28 protein-coding genes and 1 pseudogene are annotated in these 15,505 nt (G+C 56.4%); all 29 read left to right on the forward strand.

Annotation, left to right across the window (positions count from 1 at the left end):
- A partial coding sequence (rplC, locus tag ACIPZC_RS22725; RefSeq protein ID WP_400629698.1) for a 50S ribosomal protein L3 occupies positions 1-570 on the forward strand: 570 nt, incomplete at its 5' end.
- 12 nt (positions 571-582) lie between these two features.
- Positions 583-1,185 (forward strand): 50S ribosomal protein L4, encoded by a 603-nt coding sequence (gene rplD / locus ACIPZC_RS22730; RefSeq protein ID WP_003255485.1) that lies wholly within the window; start codon positions 583-585, stop codon positions 1,183-1,185.
- Complete coding sequence (gene rplW, locus ACIPZC_RS22735) at positions 1,182-1,481, forward strand: 50S ribosomal protein L23 (RefSeq protein ID WP_003255484.1); 300 nt, start codon at positions 1,182-1,184, stop codon at positions 1,479-1,481. Before rplD ends, rplW begins: the two co-directional genes overlap by 4 nt.
- A gap of 14 nt (positions 1,482-1,495) precedes the next feature.
- The gene (gene rplB / locus ACIPZC_RS22740; RefSeq protein ID WP_400629700.1) at positions 1,496-2,320 is read left to right on the forward strand and encodes a 50S ribosomal protein L2; all 825 of its coding nucleotides are present in this window, start codon (positions 1,496-1,498) and stop codon (positions 2,318-2,320) included.
- Positions 2,321-2,336: 16 nt separating this feature from the next.
- Positions 2,337-2,612, forward strand: a complete 276-nt coding sequence (gene rpsS, locus ACIPZC_RS22745; protein WP_003255482.1) for a 30S ribosomal protein S19 — start codon at positions 2,337-2,339, stop codon at positions 2,610-2,612.
- A gap of 11 nt (positions 2,613-2,623) precedes the next feature.
- Positions 2,624-2,956 carry a 50S ribosomal protein L22 gene (gene rplV, locus ACIPZC_RS22750; protein WP_400629703.1) on the forward strand — a complete coding sequence of 111 codons (333 nt, stop codon included), beginning with the start codon at positions 2,624-2,626 and terminating at the stop codon, positions 2,954-2,956.
- A gap of 13 nt (positions 2,957-2,969) precedes the next feature.
- Positions 2,970-3,656, forward strand: a complete 687-nt coding sequence (rpsC, locus tag ACIPZC_RS22755) for a 30S ribosomal protein S3 (RefSeq protein WP_003255481.1) — start codon at positions 2,970-2,972, stop codon at positions 3,654-3,656.
- Positions 3,657-3,668: 12 nt separating this feature from the next.
- The gene (rplP, locus tag ACIPZC_RS22760; RefSeq protein ID WP_003255479.1) at positions 3,669-4,082 is read left to right on the forward strand and encodes a 50S ribosomal protein L16; all 414 of its coding nucleotides are present in this window, start codon (positions 3,669-3,671) and stop codon (positions 4,080-4,082) included.
- A complete protein-coding gene (gene rpmC / locus ACIPZC_RS22765) occupies positions 4,082-4,273 on the forward strand; it encodes a 50S ribosomal protein L29 (protein ID WP_002555481.1) in 192 nt (63 codons plus the stop codon). The genes rplP and rpmC overlap by 1 nt, the downstream gene beginning before the upstream one ends.
- A 2-nt stretch (positions 4,274-4,275) precedes the next feature.
- Entirely contained in the window at positions 4,276-4,542 is a 267-nt protein-coding gene (rpsQ, locus tag ACIPZC_RS22770) for a 30S ribosomal protein S17 (protein ID WP_008089812.1), read from the forward strand.
- A gap of 23 nt (positions 4,543-4,565) precedes the next feature.
- Positions 4,566-4,934 carry a 50S ribosomal protein L14 gene (rplN, locus tag ACIPZC_RS22775; protein WP_008089810.1) on the forward strand — a complete coding sequence of 123 codons (369 nt, stop codon included), beginning with the start codon at positions 4,566-4,568 and terminating at the stop codon, positions 4,932-4,934.
- An 11-nt stretch (positions 4,935-4,945) separates the two neighbouring features.
- The gene (gene rplX, locus ACIPZC_RS22780) at positions 4,946-5,260 is read left to right on the forward strand and encodes a 50S ribosomal protein L24 (protein WP_400629705.1); all 315 of its coding nucleotides are present in this window, start codon (positions 4,946-4,948) and stop codon (positions 5,258-5,260) included.
- A 20-nt stretch (positions 5,261-5,280) separates the two neighbouring features.
- Complete coding sequence (gene rplE, locus ACIPZC_RS22785) at positions 5,281-5,820, forward strand: 50S ribosomal protein L5 (protein WP_012316517.1); 540 nt, start codon at positions 5,281-5,283, stop codon at positions 5,818-5,820.
- A gap of 13 nt (positions 5,821-5,833) precedes the next feature.
- Complete coding sequence (gene rpsN, locus ACIPZC_RS22790; RefSeq protein WP_012316516.1) at positions 5,834-6,139, forward strand: 30S ribosomal protein S14; 306 nt, start codon at positions 5,834-5,836, stop codon at positions 6,137-6,139.
- A gap of 207 nt (positions 6,140-6,346) precedes the next feature.
- Positions 6,347-6,739: a 30S ribosomal protein S8 gene (gene rpsH, locus ACIPZC_RS22795; protein WP_008089805.1), complete on the forward strand. Its 393-nt coding sequence runs from the start codon at positions 6,347-6,349 to the stop codon at positions 6,737-6,739.
- Between the two features lie 12 nt (positions 6,740-6,751).
- The gene (gene rplF, locus ACIPZC_RS22800) at positions 6,752-7,285 is read left to right on the forward strand and encodes a 50S ribosomal protein L6 (RefSeq protein ID WP_009681972.1); all 534 of its coding nucleotides are present in this window, start codon (positions 6,752-6,754) and stop codon (positions 7,283-7,285) included.
- Positions 7,286-7,295: 10 nt separating this feature from the next.
- A complete protein-coding gene (gene rplR, locus ACIPZC_RS22805; protein ID WP_008089801.1) occupies positions 7,296-7,646 on the forward strand; it encodes a 50S ribosomal protein L18 in 351 nt (116 codons plus the stop codon).
- A 3-nt stretch (positions 7,647-7,649) separates the two neighbouring features.
- Positions 7,650-8,150: a 30S ribosomal protein S5 gene (rpsE, locus tag ACIPZC_RS22810; RefSeq protein ID WP_003255465.1), complete on the forward strand. Its 501-nt coding sequence runs from the start codon at positions 7,650-7,652 to the stop codon at positions 8,148-8,150.
- Positions 8,151-8,152: 2 nt separating this feature from the next.
- Positions 8,153-8,329, forward strand: a complete 177-nt coding sequence (gene rpmD / locus ACIPZC_RS22815) for a 50S ribosomal protein L30 (protein WP_008089798.1) — start codon at positions 8,153-8,155, stop codon at positions 8,327-8,329.
- Positions 8,330-8,332: 3 nt separating this feature from the next.
- Positions 8,333-8,767, forward strand: a complete 435-nt coding sequence (gene rplO / locus ACIPZC_RS22820; RefSeq protein ID WP_003255461.1) for a 50S ribosomal protein L15 — start codon at positions 8,333-8,335, stop codon at positions 8,765-8,767.
- A pseudogene (gene secY / locus ACIPZC_RS22825) lies at positions 8,768-10,098 on the forward strand (preprotein translocase subunit SecY).
- Positions 10,099-10,126: 28 nt separating this feature from the next.
- On the forward strand, positions 10,127-10,243 hold the full coding sequence (gene rpmJ, locus ACIPZC_RS22830) for a 50S ribosomal protein L36 (protein WP_002555468.1): 117 nt from the start codon (positions 10,127-10,129) through the stop codon (positions 10,241-10,243).
- A 131-nt stretch (positions 10,244-10,374) separates the two neighbouring features.
- Complete coding sequence (gene rpsM, locus ACIPZC_RS22835) at positions 10,375-10,731, forward strand: 30S ribosomal protein S13 (RefSeq protein ID WP_012316515.1); 357 nt, start codon at positions 10,375-10,377, stop codon at positions 10,729-10,731.
- A gap of 18 nt (positions 10,732-10,749) precedes the next feature.
- Entirely contained in the window at positions 10,750-11,139 is a 390-nt protein-coding gene (rpsK, locus tag ACIPZC_RS22840; RefSeq protein ID WP_003255454.1) for a 30S ribosomal protein S11, read from the forward strand.
- 15 nt (positions 11,140-11,154) lie between these two features.
- Entirely contained in the window at positions 11,155-11,775 is a 621-nt protein-coding gene (rpsD, locus tag ACIPZC_RS22845; protein ID WP_012316514.1) for a 30S ribosomal protein S4, read from the forward strand.
- A gap of 22 nt (positions 11,776-11,797) precedes the next feature.
- On the forward strand, positions 11,798-12,799 hold the full coding sequence (locus tag ACIPZC_RS22850; protein WP_003255452.1) for a DNA-directed RNA polymerase subunit alpha: 1,002 nt from the start codon (positions 11,798-11,800) through the stop codon (positions 12,797-12,799).
- Between the two features lie 42 nt (positions 12,800-12,841).
- Complete coding sequence (gene rplQ / locus ACIPZC_RS22855) at positions 12,842-13,228, forward strand: 50S ribosomal protein L17 (protein WP_003255451.1); 387 nt, start codon at positions 12,842-12,844, stop codon at positions 13,226-13,228.
- A gap of 172 nt (positions 13,229-13,400) precedes the next feature.
- Entirely contained in the window at positions 13,401-14,840 is a 1,440-nt protein-coding gene (locus tag ACIPZC_RS22860) for a catalase (RefSeq protein ID WP_400629710.1), read from the forward strand.
- 164 nt (positions 14,841-15,004) lie between these two features.
- Positions 15,005-15,469 (forward strand): bacterioferritin, encoded by a 465-nt coding sequence (gene bfr / locus ACIPZC_RS22865; RefSeq protein ID WP_012316512.1) that lies wholly within the window; start codon positions 15,005-15,007, stop codon positions 15,467-15,469.
- The last annotated feature ends 36 nt before the right edge of the window (positions 15,470-15,505 follow it).

Below are 15,505 nucleotides of genomic sequence, written 5' to 3' on the forward strand. Positions count from 1 at the left end.
ATTCCGGTCACGGTCATTGAGATCGAGCCGAATCGCGTCACCCAGTTCAAAACTGAAGAAACCGATGGCTACCGTGCAGTGCAAGTCACTGTCGGCGAGCGTCGTGCTTCGCGTGTGACTGCCGCTCAGGCAGGTCACTTCGCCAAGGCCAACGTTGCCGCTGGTCGCGGTGTCTGGGAGTTCCGTCTTGAAGAAGGCGAGTTCCAGGCTGGCGACTCGATCAAAGCTGAACTCTTCACTGCAGGCCAGCTGGTAGACGTTACTGGTCAGTCCAAAGGTAAAGGCTTTGCCGGTACCATCAAGCGCTGGAACTTCCGTGGCCAGGACAACACCCACGGTAACTCCGTGTCGCACCGTGTCCCAGGCTCCATCGGCCAGTGCCAGACTCCTGGTCGTGTGTTCAAGGGCAAGAAAATGTCCGGTCACATGGGCGCCGAGCGCGTGACTGTTCAGTCCCTGGAAGTAGTTCGCGTAGACGCTGAGCGCAACCTGCTGCTGGTCAAGGGTGCCGTTCCTGGCGCTACTGGCGGCGACGTGGTTGTACGTCCAGCTGTCAAGGCTCGCGGTTAAGGGGAAACTGACATGCAACTTAATGTAAATGACGCTCAGGCGATCGAAGTTTCCGAACTGACTTTCGGTGGCGAATTCAACGAGACGCTGGTACACCAAGCAGTCGTGGCCTACATGGCCGGCGGCCGTCAGGGCACCAAGCAGCAAAAGACCCGTTCCGACGTGGCTGGTGGCGGTAAGCGCCCATGGCGTCAGAAGGGTACTGGCCGTGCTCGTGCTGGTACCACTCGTGGTCCGATCTGGCGTGGCGGTGGTGTAACCTTCGCAGCTCGTCCTCAGGATCACTCGCAGAAGCTCAACAAGAAGATGTATCGCGCAGCTCTGCGCTCCATCCTCGCTGAGCTGGTGCGTAGCGACCGTCTGGTCGTGGTTCAGGACTTCGCTGTTGAAGCACCGAAAACCAAAGATCTGCTGAACAAGCTGAACGGCATGGGTCTGAGCGACGTTCTGATCGTTTCGGACGCTGTTGATCAGAACCTGTACCTGGCTGCTCGTAACCTGCCGCACGTCGATGTACGTGACGTTCAAGGTTCCGACCCGGTCAGTCTGATCGCATACGAGAAAGTGTTGATCACTGTCTCGGCCGTGAAGAAATTCGAGGAGCTGCTGGGATGAACCAGGAACGCGTATTTAAAGTCCTCCTTGGCCCGCACGTTTCCGAGAAGGCTACCGTTCTGGCTGAGAAAAAAGGCCAGTTCGTATTCAAGGTTGCTACTGACGCAACCAAGCTGGAAATCAAGAAAGCTGTCGAAGGCCTGTTCAACGTAAAAGTTGAAAACGTGTCGACTGTTAACGTTCTGGGTAAAACCAAGCGTACCGCACGTGGTCTGGGCAAGCGTAATGACTGGAAGAAGGCGATCGTCTCCCTTCAGCCAGGCCAAGATCTCGATTTCAGCAGCAGTGCTGAGTAAGGAAGGGGTGCATCATGGCAATCGTTAAATGCAAACCGACTTGCCCTGGCCGCCGTTTCGTGGTCAAGCCGGTCAACCAGGAGCTGCACAAAGGCGCTCCTCACGCACCGCTGCTCGAGAAGAAATCGAAGTCTGGTGGTCGTAACAACAATGGCCGCATTACCACTCGTCACGTTGGTGGTGGTCATAAGCAGCATTACCGTCTGGTCGACTTCCGTCGCAACGACAAAGATGGCATTCCAGCCACTGTCGAGCGTATCGAATACGATCCAAACCGTACTGCTCACATCGCCCTGCTGTGCTACGCAGACGGTGAGCGTCGCTACATCATCGCCCCTAAAGGCGTGAGTGCTGGCGACCAGCTGATCGCAGGTGCTCTGGCCCCAATCAAGGCCGGTAACTCCCTGCAGCTGCGCAATATCCCAGTAGGTAGCACCATTCACGGCATCGAACTGAAGCCGGGTAAAGGTGCTCAGATCGCTCGTTCCGCTGGTGCTTCGGCTCAGCTGATCGCTCGTGAAGGCGTCTACGTGACTCTGCGTCTGCGTTCCGGTGAGATGCGTAAAGTACTGGCTGAGTGCCGTGCGACCCTGGGCGAAGTCTCGAACTCCGAGCTAAGCCTGCGATGTCTGGGTAAAGCTGGTGCCAAACGCTGGCGCGGCGTTCGCCCAACCGTTCGTGGTGTTGCCATGAACCCGGTTGACCACCCACATGGTGGTGGTGAAGGTCGTACCTCCGGTGGTCGTCATCCGGTATCGCCATGGGGCTTCCCAACCAAGGGTGCTAAAACCCGTGGTAATAAGCGTACCGACAACATGATCGTCCGTCGTCGCAAGTAACTAGAGGGATACGACAGTGCCACGTTCTCTGAAAAAAGGTCCTTTTATCGATCTTCACCTGCTGAAGAAGGTCGAAGTGGCGGTGGAGAAGAATGATCGCAAGCCAGTTAAAACCTGGTCGCGTCGTTCGATGATCCTGCCACAAATGGTCGGTCTGACCATCGCGGTTCACAACGGTCGCCAGCATGTCCCAGTTCTCGTGAACGAAGACATGGTCGGCCACAAACTGGGCGAGTTCGCCGGTACCCGCACCTATCGCGGGCACGTGGCTGACAAGAAAGCCAAGCGTTAAGGGGTAAGGAAATGGAAGTAGCCGCTAAGTTGTCGGGCGCTCGCATCTCCGCCCAGAAAGCCCGCTTGGTCGCCGACCAGATCCGCGGGAAGAAGGTGGGCGAAGCGCTCAACCTGTTGGCCTTCAGCAGCAAAAAAGCCGCTGAAATCATGAAGAAAGTCCTCGAGTCGGCCGTTGCCAACGCCGAACACAACGAAGGCGCAGACGTTGATGACCTGAAGGTCTCCACCGTCTTCGTCAACGAAGGGCGTTCGCTGAAGCGCATCATGCCACGTGCCAAAGGCCGTGCTGATCGCATCGTCAAGCTGTCTTGCCATATCACTGTCAAGGTTGCGGACAAGTAACGGAGTCGATCAGATGGGTCAGAAAGTACATCCCACTGGCATTCGCCTGGGAATCGTCAAGGAGCACACCTCCGTCTGGTACGCAGACGGTGCTACTTACGCAGATTACCTCTTGAAGGATCTGAAAACGCGTGAGTACCTCCAAGACAAACTAAAAAGCGCGTCCGTAAGCCGTATCGATATTCATCGTCCGGCTCAAACTGCACGCATCACCATCCACACCGCTCGTCCCGGTATCGTTATCGGTAAGAAAGGTGAAGATGTCGAGAAGCTGCGTCAGGACCTGACCAAGCAGATGGGTGTGCCTGTGCACATCAACATCGAAGAGATCCGCAAGCCGGAACTCGACGCTATGCTGGTTGCGCAGAGCGTAGCTCAGCAGCTGGAACGCCGCGTAATGTTCCGTCGCGCCATGAAGCGCGCCGTACAGAACGCCATGCGTATTGGTGCCAAGGGCATCAAGATCCAGGTGAGCGGTCGTCTCGGCGGTGCTGAGATTGCTCGTACCGAGTGGTATCGCGAAGGGCGTGTGCCTCTGCACACCCTGCGTGCCGATATCGACTACAACACCTACGAAGCTCACACCACTTACGGTGTGATCGGTGTGAAGGTTTGGATCTTCAAAGGCGAAGTTATTGGTGGTCGCCAAGAAGAACTGAAACCACAAGCACCAGCGCCTCGTAAAAAAGCTGCTAAGTAAGGGGTACGCCAAATGTTGCAACCAAAGCGTACAAAATTCCGCAAGCAGATGACCGGCCACAACCGTGGTCTGGCACTGCGCGGTAGCAAAGTCAGCTTCGGCGAGTTCGCCTTGAAAGCTGTTGCTCGCGGTCGCCTCACCGCCCGCCAGATCGAGTCGGCACGTCGTGCTCTGACCCGTCACGTTAAGCGTGGCGGTAAGATCTGGATCCGTGTCTTCCCGGACAAGCCGATCTCCAAGAAGCCTCTCGAGGTTCGTATGGGTAAAGGTAAGGGTTCCGTGGAATACTGGGTTGCCCAGATCCAGCCAGGCAAAGTCCTGTACGAGATCGAGGGTGTTTCTGAAGAGCTGGCGCGCGAAGCTTTCGCCCTGGCTGCTGCAAAGCTGCCTCTCGCCACCTCCTTTGTTAAGCGGACGGTGATGTGATGAAAGCGAATGAACTTCGTGAAAAATCTGCACAGCAACTGAATGAGCAACTGCTCGGCTTGCTGCGCGACCAGTTCAATCTGCGTATGCAGAAGGCAACTGGCCAGTTGGGGCAGTCGCACCTGCTCTCGCAAGTTAAGCGTGACATCGCTCGCGTGAAAACTGTGCTTAACCAGCAGGCAGGTAAGTGATCATGGCTGAAGCTGAAAAAACCGTCCGTACGCTGACTGGCCGTGTCGTCAGCGACAAAATGGACAAGACCATCACCGTTCTGATCGAGCGTCGCGTCAAGCACCCGATCTACGGTAAATACGTTAAGCGTTCGACTAAGCTGCACGCGCACGACGAATCCAACCAGTGCAAAATCGGCGACAAGGTTTCCATCCGTGAAACCCGTCCGCTGGCCAAGACCAAGTCCTGGGCACTGGTTGAAGTCCTCGAACGCGCTGTTGAAGTCTAAGGGCTAGGGGTCGGAGAAATTTTATGATTCAGACTCAATCCATGCTCGATGTGGCCGATAACAGCGGCGCTCGTCGCGTCATGTGCATCAAGGTGCTCGGCGGTTCGCACCGCCGTTACGCCGGCATCGGTGACATCATCAAAGTAACCGTCAAGGAAGCAATTCCGCGCGGTAAGGTCAAAAAAGGCCAGGTGATGACCGCTGTTGTCGTCCGTACCCGTCACGGTGTACGTCGCGCTGACGGTTCCATCATTCGTTTCGACGGCAACGCTGCTGTTCTGCTGAACACCAAGCAAGAGCCGATCGGCACTCGCATCTTCGGGCCAGTGACCCGTGAACTTCGTACTGAGAAGTTCATGAAGATCGTCTCGCTCGCCCCTGAAGTGCTGTAAGGAGATCCGACATGCAAAAGATTCGTCGTGACGACGAGATCATCGTGATCGCCGGAAAAGACAAAGGTAAGCGCGGTAAGGTGCTGAAGGTTCTCGCTGACGACCGTCTGGTCGTTGGTGGTGTGAACCTGGTCAAGCGTCATACCAAGCCTAACCCGATGGCGGGCGTTCAGGGCGGTATCGTCGAAAAAGAAGCGCCTCTGCACGCTTCCAACGTTGCCATCTTCAATGGCGAAACCAACAAGGCTGACCGCGTTGGTTTCAAAGTAGAAGACGGTAAGAAAATTCGTGTCTTCAAGTCGACCCAAAAAGAGGTTGATGCTTGAACACTGCTAGGTAGAAGACCATGGCACGACTGAAAGAGATTTACCGGAACGAAATCGCTCCTAAGCTTAAGGAAGAACTTAAGCTGTCGAACGTGATGGAAGTTCCGCGCGTTACCAAGATCACCCTGAACATGGGGCTGGGCGAAGCGATCGGCGACAAGAAAGTCATCGAGCACGCTGTTGCCGACCTGGAAAAGATCACCGGTCAAAAGCCGGTTGTGACTTTCGCTCGTAAATCCATCGCGGGCTTCAAAGTCCGTGAAGGATGGCCGATCGGTGTCAAGGTGACCCTGCGTCGCGAAAAGATGTACGAATTCCTGGACCGCCTGCTGGCGATCTCCCTGCCTCGGGTCCGCGACTTCCGCGGTCTGAATGCCAAGTCCTTCGATGGTCGTGGCAACTACAGCATGGGCGTGAAAGAGCAGATCATCTTCCCGGAAATCGATTACGACAAGATCGATGCTCTGCGCGGTTTGGACATCACCCTGACCACCACTGCTCGTTCGGATGACGAAGGCCGCGCTCTGCTGCGTGCATTCAAATTCCCGTTCCGCAACTGATTGGAGTAGGAAAATGGCCAAGAAGAGCATGAAAAACCGCGAGCTGAAGCGTCAGCTCACGGTAGCCAAGTTCGCCAAAAAGCGTGCTGAGCTGAAAGCGACCATCGTCAATCTGAACGCCTCTCCTGAAGAGCGTTTCGCTGCCGTTGTCGCTCTGCAGAAGCAGCCACGTGATGCTAGCGCTGCGCGTCTGCGCAACCGTTGCCGCCTGACCGGTCGTCCTCACGGTGTTTACCGTAAGTTCGGCCTGGGCCGTAACATGCTGCGTCAAGCGGCAATGCGCGGTGACGTACCAGGTCTGGTCAAGGCCTCCTGGTAATCGCTGTAGGCGTGACGCTGGCGGAAGGGGAGTGATCTTCCGACCGCCGGTGTTCTCGCCAACAAACAAGCCCCTCATGGGGCTTGTTTCGTTTCTGTCTTGTGTCTAGAATGACCGGCTCACCTGAGCCTGGGGTTTTACCCTGCCTGCTTGGGTGGTTGTGATAGCCGCAAGGCTAATAATTCTTGTATCAGGAGCATCTAGCCCATGAGTATGCAGGACCCGTTAGCGGACATGCTAACTCGCATCCGTAATGCCCAGATGGCTGAAAAGTCCGTCGTAAGCATGCCTTCCTCCACTCTGAAGGTCGCGGTTGCCAAAGTTCTGAAAGACGAAGGTTACATCGCTGGCTACCAGGTTACTGGTGAGGCCAAGCCGTCCCTGTCGATCGAACTCAAGTACTTCGAAGGCCGTCCGGTCATCGAGGAACTGAAGCGTTCCAGCCGTCCTGGCCTGCGCCAGTACAAGTCCGTCACAGACCTGCCGAAAGTTCGTGGCGGCCTGGGCGTGTCTATCGTCTCCACCAACAAAGGTGTGATGACTGACCGCGCTGCGCGCGCTGCCGGTGTCGGCGGCGAAGTTCTGTGCACAGTGTTCTAAGGGGAGATAGGCATGTCTCGCGTCGCTAAGAACCCCGTTAAGCTGCCAGCTGGTGTCGAAGTCAAATTCGCCGGTCAGCAGCTTTCGGTGAAGGGTGCCAAAGGCACTCTCGAACTGAACGTTCACTCGTCTGTTGAAGTTACCGAAGAGTCCGGCGAACTGCGTTTCGTCGCTCGCAACGGTGATCAGCAAGCTCGCGCCATGGCCGGTACTACCCGTGCTCTGGTCAACAACATGGTCCAGGGCGTAAGCCAAGGCTTTGAGCGCAAGCTCCAGCTGGTCGGTGTTGGTTACAAGGCACAGGCCAAAGGCACCGTCCTGAACCTGGCTCTGGGCTTCTCGCATCCAGTGGACTACGAACTGCCAGCCGGTATCACTGCTGAAACTCCCAGCCAAACCGACATCCTGATCAAGGGTATCGACAAGCAGCTGGTAGGTCAGGTGGCCGCTGAAATCCGCGACTTCCGTCCACCAGAGCCTTACAAAGGCAAGGGTGTGCGTTACGCGGACGAAGTAGTCCGTCGTAAAGAAGCCAAGAAGAAGTAGGGCCTAGCAAATGACCGACAAAAAAGTTACTCGACTGCGTCGCGCTCGCAAAGCACGTCTCAAGATGCACGAACTCGAAGTCGTGCGCCTGTGCGTGTTCCGCTCCTCGCAGCACATCTACGCCCAGGTCATTTCGGCCGACGGCAGCAAGGTTTTGGCAAGCGCCTCGACCTTGGACAAAGACCTGCGTGATGGCGCCACTGGCAACATCGACGCGGCCACTAAGGTTGGCAAGCTGGTAGCTGAGCGTGCGAAAGCCGCCGGTGTATCTCAAGTTGCCTTTGACCGTTCCGGCTTCAAGTACCATGGCCGCGTCAAAGCGCTGGCTGATGCTGCTCGTGAAGGCGGGCTGGAGTTCTAAGTTATGGCAAATAACGATCAAAAGCGCGACGAAGGCTACATCGAGAAGCTGGTTCAAGTTAACCGCGTAGCTAAAACCGTTAAAGGCGGCCGTATCTTCACCTTCACCGCGCTGACCGTGGTGGGTGACGGTAAAGGTCGCGTCGGCTTCGGCCGTGGCAAATCGCGCGAAGTACCTGCCGCGATCCAGAAAGCCATGGAAGCTGCTCGTCGCAACATGATCCAGGTTGACCTGAAGGGCACCACCCTGCAGTACGCCACCAAGGCCGCCCACGGCGCCTCGAAGGTTTACATGCAGCCTGCTTCGGAAGGTACCGGTATCATCGCCGGCGGCGCCATGCGTGCTGTCCTGGAAGTTGCTGGTGTTCAGAACGTCCTGGCCAAGTGCTACGGTTCGACCAACCCAGTGAACGTGGTTTACGCCACCTTCAAGGGTCTGAAAGCCATGCAATCTCCTGAGTCCATTGCTGCCAAGCGCGGCAAGAGCGTTGAGGAGATCTTCTGATCATGGCAACCGTAAAAGTAACGCTGATCAAGAGCGTCTCGGGCCGTATCCCTAACCACAAACTGTGCGTTAAAGGTCTGGGTCTGCGTCGCATCGGTCACACTGTAGAAGTCCAGGATACTCCCGAGAACCGCGGGATGATCAACAAGGCTTACTACATGCTGCGCGTCGAGGGTTAATCGATGAAACTCAATGATCTGAGTCCAGCGCCGGGTTCCCGTCGCGAAAAGCATCGTCCGGGTCGTGGTATCGGTAGCGGTCTGGGTAAGACCGGCGGCCGAGGCCACAAAGGTCAGACCTCCCGTTCGGGTGGTTCGATCGCTCCGGGCTTCGAAGGCGGTCAACAGCCGCTGCACCGTCGCCTGCCGAAGTTCGGCTTCGTTTCCCTGAAAGCCATGGATCGCGCAGAAGTGCGTCTGTCCGAACTGGCTAAAGTGGAAGGCGACGTGATCTCCGTGCAATCCCTGAAGGATGCCAACGTGATCAACCAGCACATTCAGCGTGTGAAAATCATGCTGTCTGGCGAAGTTACTCGCGCAGTCACCATCAAGGGTATCGCAGCCACCAAGGGTGCGCGTGCGGCTATCGAAGCAGCTGGCGGCAAATTCGAGGAATAAATGGCTAAGCAAGGTGCTCTCTCTTCGCTCGGTAAGGGCGGGATGTCGGAACTCTGGGCTCGTCTGCGCTTTCTGTTCATGGCGATCATCGTCTATCGGATAGGTGCGCATATCCCGGTTCCAGGCATCAATCCGGACCGTCTGGCGGATCTGTTTCGGCAGAATGAGGGGACCATTCTTAGCTTGTTCAACATGTTTTCCGGTGGCGCGCTCGAGCGCATGAGCATCTTTGCATTGGGGATCATGCCGTACATCTCGGCATCGATCATCATGCAGCTGATGACGGCGGTCAGCCCGCAACTGGAGCAGTTGAAGAAGGAAGGTGAAGCTGGCCGTCGCAAGATCAGCCAGTACACCCGCTACGGCACCGTTATTCTGGCGCTGGTTCAAGCCATTGGCATGTCCATTGGCCTGGCCAACCAGGGCGTGGCGTTTTCTGCGGGCCTTGGCTTCCATGTCGTCGCGGTTTCCACGTTTGTGGCAGGCGCGATGTTCATGATGTGGCTGGGTGAGCAGATCACCGAGCGCGGTGTGGGCAACGGTATCTCGATGTTGATCTTCGCAGGTATCGTTGCCGGTCTTCCGAGAGCAATCGGGCAGTCTTTCGAGTCTGCGCGCACAGGCGATATCAACATTTTCGCCCTGGTCGCTATCGGTTTGCTGGCAGTAGCGATTATCGGCTTTGTGGTGTTCATTGAGCGTGGTCAGCGTCGTATCGCCGTTCACTACGCCAAGCGTCAGCAGGGCCGAAAGGTCTTTGCGGCGCAGACCAGCCACTTGCCGCTGAAAGTGAACATGGCGGGGGTTATCCCAGCCATTTTCGCGAGCAGCATTCTGCTGTTCCCGGCTTCGCTGGGTGCCTGGTTCGGTCAGTCCGAAGGTATGGGCTGGCTGCAGGACATCTCGCAGTCGATCGCTCCTGGTCAGCCGTTGAACATTCTGCTGTTAGTGCAGGGATCATTTTCTTCTGCTTCTTCTACACAGCGTTGATGTTCAACCCGAAAGACGTAGCGGAAAACCTGAAGAAGTCCGGTGCCTTTATTCCGGGTATCCGTCCTGGTGAGCAGTCGGCGCGCTACATTGATGGCGTTCTGACTCGTTTGACCATGTTCGGTGCTCTTTACATGATGGCCGTCTGCCTTCTGCCCCAGTTCCTGGTGGTGGCAGCAAATGTGCCGTTCTACCTTGGCGGGACCTCGTTGCTGATTGTGGTAGTGGTTGTGATGGACTTCATGTCCCAAGTACAATCGCACCTCGTTTCGCACCAGTACGAATCCCTGATGAAGAAAGCCAACCTGAAAGGCTACGGTGGCAGCGGTTTGCTGCGCTGATACGCCCCTAAGGTTCGAGGAGTCGGTAATGAAAGTTCGTGCATCGGTGAAAAAGCTGTGCCGCAACTGCAAGATCATCCGTCGCGAAGGCGTCGTACGAGTGATCTGCAGCGCGGAACCGCGTCACAAACAGCGCCAAGGCTGAGTGTGATCTGCGTTTCAAACCCAGCAGCTAGTGTGCTGCTGGGTTGATTATTCGTTTCTACAGCGATATTATCTCGCGCCCTATTTCTTGGCTTCCGGGGCGTAGGTAGCTGTCAATTGGAGTCCCACTGAATGGCCCGTATTGCAGGCGTCAACATTCCAGATAACAAGCATACTGTTATCTCGCTGACCTACATCTATGGTGTCGGTCGCACAACTGCACAGAAGATCTGTGCAGATGCTGGTGTAAATCCAGCCGCTAAGATCAAGGATCTGAGCGACGAGCAAATCGAAACCCTGCGTGGCGAAGTTGCGAAGTTCACCACCGAAGGTGACCTGCGTCGTGACGTCAACATGAAGATCAAGCGCTTGATGGACCTGGGTTGCTACCGCGGCCTGCGTCATCGTAAAGGTCTGCCGGTTCGCGGTCAGCGCACCAAGACCAACGCACGCACCCGTAAGGGCCCGCGTAAGCCGATCCGCAAGTAATCGCCCAGGAATATAGACATGGCAAAACCTGCTGCTCGTCCTCGTAAGAAAGTCAAAAAGACAGTGGTTGATGGCATCGCCCACATCCATGCGTCTTTCAACAACACCATCGTGACCATCACCGACCGTCAGGGCAATGCTTTGTCCTGGGCGACCTCCGGTGGCTCGGGTTTCCGTGGTTCGCGCAAATCCACCCCGTTCGCAGCTCAGATCGCTGCTGAGCGTGCTGGTCAAGCTGCGCTGGAATACGGTCTTAAGAACCTCGACGTAAACGTCAAGGGTCCAGGTCCAGGTCGTGAGTCCGCCGTTCGTGCATTGAACAGCTGCGGCTACAAGATCGCCAGCATCACCGACGTGACGCCAATCCCGCACAACGGGTGCCGTCCGCCGAAGAAGCGCCGCGTGTAATCAGGAGACAGAAGAATGGCACGTTACATTGGTCCAAAATGCAAACTGTCTCGTCGTGAAGGCACCGACCTGTTCCTGAAGAGCGGCGTTCGCGCTCTGGAATCGAAGTGCAACATCGAAGCAGCCCCAGGTATCCACGGCCAGCGCCGTGGCCGTCAGTCCGACTACGGTACCCAGCTGCGCGAGAAACAAAAAGTCCGTCGTATCTACGGTGTTCTGGAGCGTCAGTTCCGCGGTTACTACCAAGCTGCTGCCTCGAAAAAAGGCGCAACCGGTGAGAACCTCCTGCAACTGCTCGAGTGCCGTCTGGATAACGTCGTCTACCGTATGGGCTTCGGCTCGACTCGTTCCGAGTCCCGTCAGCTGGTTTCGCACAAAGCGATCAGCGTCAACGGTAAGACTGTAAACATTCCATCCTACCAAGTTCGTCCGGGTGACGTGGTCGCGGTTCGCGAGAAGTCGTCGAACCAGCTGCGCATTGTTCAAGCCCTTGAACTGTGCGCCCAGCGTGGCCGCGTTGAGTGGGTAGACGTAGATTCCGCTAAGAAGTCGGGCGTTTTCAAGAACGTTCCTGCTCGCGGCGACCTCTCTGCCGACATCAACGAAAACCTGATTGTCGAGCTCTACTCCAAGTAAGGGCTAGAAAATAGGTGCATCCATGCAGATTTCGGTAAATGAGTTCCTGACTCCCCGCCATATTGATGTGCAGGTAGTCAGTCCGACCCGCGCCAAGATCACGCTCGAGCCTCTCGAGCGTGGCTTCGGCCATACCCTGGGCAACGCGCTGCGCCGCATCCTGTTGTCCTCCATGCCTGGCTGTGCAGTAGTCGAGGCCGAGATCGATGGCGTACTCCATGAGTACTCCGCGATCGAAGGTGTACAGGAAGACGTAATTGAAATCCTGTTGAACCTTAAAGGTCTGGCTATCAAACTGCACGGTCGTGACGAAGTTACGCTGACCTTGTCGAAAAAGGGTTCGGGGGTGGTTACCGCTGCCGATATTCAGCTGGATCACGATGTCGAGATCGTCAACCCCGATCACGTAATCGCGAACCTGGCGTCCAACGGCGCCCTGAACATGAAGCTCACTGTAGCTCGTGGTCGCGGTTACGAGCCGGCTGACTCCCGTCAAACCGACGAAGACGAAAGCCGTAGCATTGGCCGTCTGCAGCTGGACGCTTCGTTCAGCCCGGTGCGTCGTATCGCCTATGTGGTCGAGAACGCCCGTGTTGAACAGCGTACCAACCTGGACAAGCTGGTCATTGATCTGGAAACCAACGGCACCCTGGATCCTGAAGAGGCTATCCGCCGCGCTGCGACCATCCTGCAACAGCAGTTGGCCGCGTTCGTCGACCTCAAAGGTGACAGCGAGCCTGTCGTAGTCGAGCAGGAAGACGAGATCGATCCGATCCTGCTACGTCCGGTTGACGACCTGGAACTGACTGTACGTTCGGCCAACTGCCTCAAGGCGGAGAACATCTACTACATCGGCGACCTGATTCAGCGTACCGAAGTAGAGCTGTTGAAGACTCCTAACCTGGGCAAGAAGTCCCTGACTGAAATCAAGGACGTGCTGGCCTCTCGTGGTCTGTCTCTCGGCATGCGCCTCGACAACTGGCCGCCTGCAAGTCTTAAGAAAGACGACAAGGCGACCGCCTGATCGTCGTAATCACCGAACGTAGTGTTTGGTAAGGAATGAATCATGCGTCATCGTAAAAGTGGACGTCACCTGAGCCGTACCAGCTCTCACCGCAAAGCTATGTTCCAGAACATGGCTGTGTCGCTGATCGAGCACGAGCTGATCAAAACCACCCTGCCGAAAGCCAAGGAACTGCGCCGCGTTGCCGAGCCGCTGATCACCCTGGCCAAGGAAGACAGCGTTGCTAACCGCCGTCTGGCCTTCGACCGTACCCGTTCGAAGTCCGCTGTTGGCAAACTGTTCAACGATCTGGGCAAGCGTTACGCCACCCGTCAGGGCGGCTACCTGCGCATCCTGAAGTGCGGTTTCCGCGCTGGCGACAACGCGCCTATGGCGTACGTCGAGCTGGTTGATCGTCCAGTCGGTGGTGCTGTAGAAGCTGCCGAGTAAGACGTTCTGTCTGCTACAAAAAACCGGGCCTAGTGCCCGGTTTTTTGTTTTCATAGGAATTGTTTTTTTCTATCGATACGACACGTGCAATGAATTTGTTCTGAATCGACCGCTCGTCGATACTCCTATCCAAGCCGATTCGCCGGCAGTTCAAAACCGATATGGAGAGCCCATGAGCAAGATTCTCACCACCGCCAGCGGTGCCCCCGTAGCTGACAATCAGAATTCCCGCTCTGCTGGCCCGCGCGGCCCGTTGTTGCTCGACGATTTCCACCTGATCGAGAAGCTCGCTCACTTCAACCGTGAGAACATTCCTGAGCGGCGTGTGCATGCCAAAGGCTCGGGAGCCTATGGCACGTTTACCGTCACCCACGACATCACTCGGTACACCAAGGCCAAGCTGTTCGACACGATTGGTAAGCAGACGGAAACCTTCCTGCGCTTTTCCACCGTCGGCGGCGAGCGTGGTTCGGCTGACACCGAGCGTGATCCTCGCGGCTTTGCGGTAAAGTTTTACACCGAGGAAGGCAATTGGGACATCGTCGGCAACAACACGCCGGTTTTCTTCATCCGCGATCCGCTCAAGTTCCCGGATTTCATCCACACCCAGAAGCGCCATCCGCAATCAAACCTGAAGAACGCTCAGATGATGTGGGATTTCTGGTCGCACTCGCCTGAGGCGCTGCACCAGGTCACCATCCTGTTCTCCGATCGCGGCATTCCGGACGGCTACCGGCACATGCACGGCTTCGGCAGCCACACCTATAGCTTGATCAGCGCTACCGGCGAGCGCACATGGGTCAAATGGCACTTCAAGACCCAGCAAGGTATCAAGAATCTTACGCCAGCCGACGCTGCGCGCCTGGCGGGTACAGACCCTGACTACGCCCAGCGTGACCTGTTCGAGGCCATTGAGCGCGCAGACTACCCCCGTTGGACCGTGTGCATTCAGGTCATGACCGAGGAGGAGGCAGCCAGCCGCGAAGAAAATCCGTTCGATGTGACCAAGACCTGGTCGCAGAAGGACTATCCGTTGATCGAGGTGGGTGTCCTGGAGCTCAACCGTAACCCGCTCAACTATTTCGCTGAAGTCGAGCAGGCTGCGTTTGGCCCGAGCAACATGGTGCCGGGCGTTGGGCTGTCCCCAGACCGCATGCTGCAGGGCCGCGTTTTCGCCTATGCCGATGCGCACCGGTACCGTGTGGGCACCAACCACCAGCAGTTGCCGGTCAACGCGCCACGCTGCCCGGTCAATAGCTACCAGCGTGATGGATCGATGGCGTTTGGTAGCTATGGCAGTGCACCCAATTACGAGCCCAACAGCTATGGCGATGCGCCTAAGCAGTCGCCTGGCCATGGCGAACCTGCATTGGCCCTCAAAGGCGCTGCGGACCGCTACGATCACCGTGAAGACAATGACTACTACAGCCACGCCGGTGCACTGTTCCGCTTGATGAACCATGAACAAAAGGCACTGCTGATCAGCAATATCGTCGGAACCATGGCAGGTGTCAGTCAAGATGTCATTCAACGTCAACTGCAGTACTTCTTCATGGCTGATCCGGCCTATGGTGAAGGCATTGCCAAGGCATTGGGCGTGAATCTCGCCTAACTCGAAGTGATAAGAAGAACCGCCCTCATTTGGGCGGTTTTTCAATGAATATCACTACTGTTTACCTGATTTTTTGCCCCTGATTGCGCATTTTTCAGTGACCGTGGGCAATTCCTGGTTCAAACTATGTCTCATTAGACGTATCCACACGGAGAATCAGGGCGATGCAAGGTCACCCGGACGTAATCAATTATCTCGTCACGTTGCTGAAGGGCGAACTGGCCGCACGCGACCAGTACTTCATTCACTCGCGCATGTACGAAGACTGGGGCCTGTCCAAGCTCTACGAACGCATCAACCATGAGATGGAAGAGGAAACCCAGCACGCCGATGCGCTGATGCGGCGTATCCTCATGCTCGAAGGCACCCCCGACATGCGCGCGGATGACCTGGAAGTGGGTAGCACTGTGCCGGAAATGATCGAAGCGGACCTCAAGCTCGAGTACAAGGTTCGTGCCGCCTTGTGCAAAGGCATCGAGCTGTGTGAGCTGCACAAGGACTACATCAGTCGCGATATCCTGCGTGCGCAGCTGGCCGATACCGAAGAAGATCACACCTACTGGCTTGAAAAGCAGCAGGGCCTGATCAAGGCCATCGGCCTGGAAAACTACCTGCAGTCGCAGATGTAAGTTATCCACAGATAAAAAAGAGCCCCAGGCACCATC

This window comes from Pseudomonas sp. NPDC089743, assembly GCF_044748785.1.
GTDB classification, from domain to species: Bacteria; Pseudomonadota; Gammaproteobacteria; order Pseudomonadales; family Pseudomonadaceae; genus Aquipseudomonas; species Aquipseudomonas putida_X.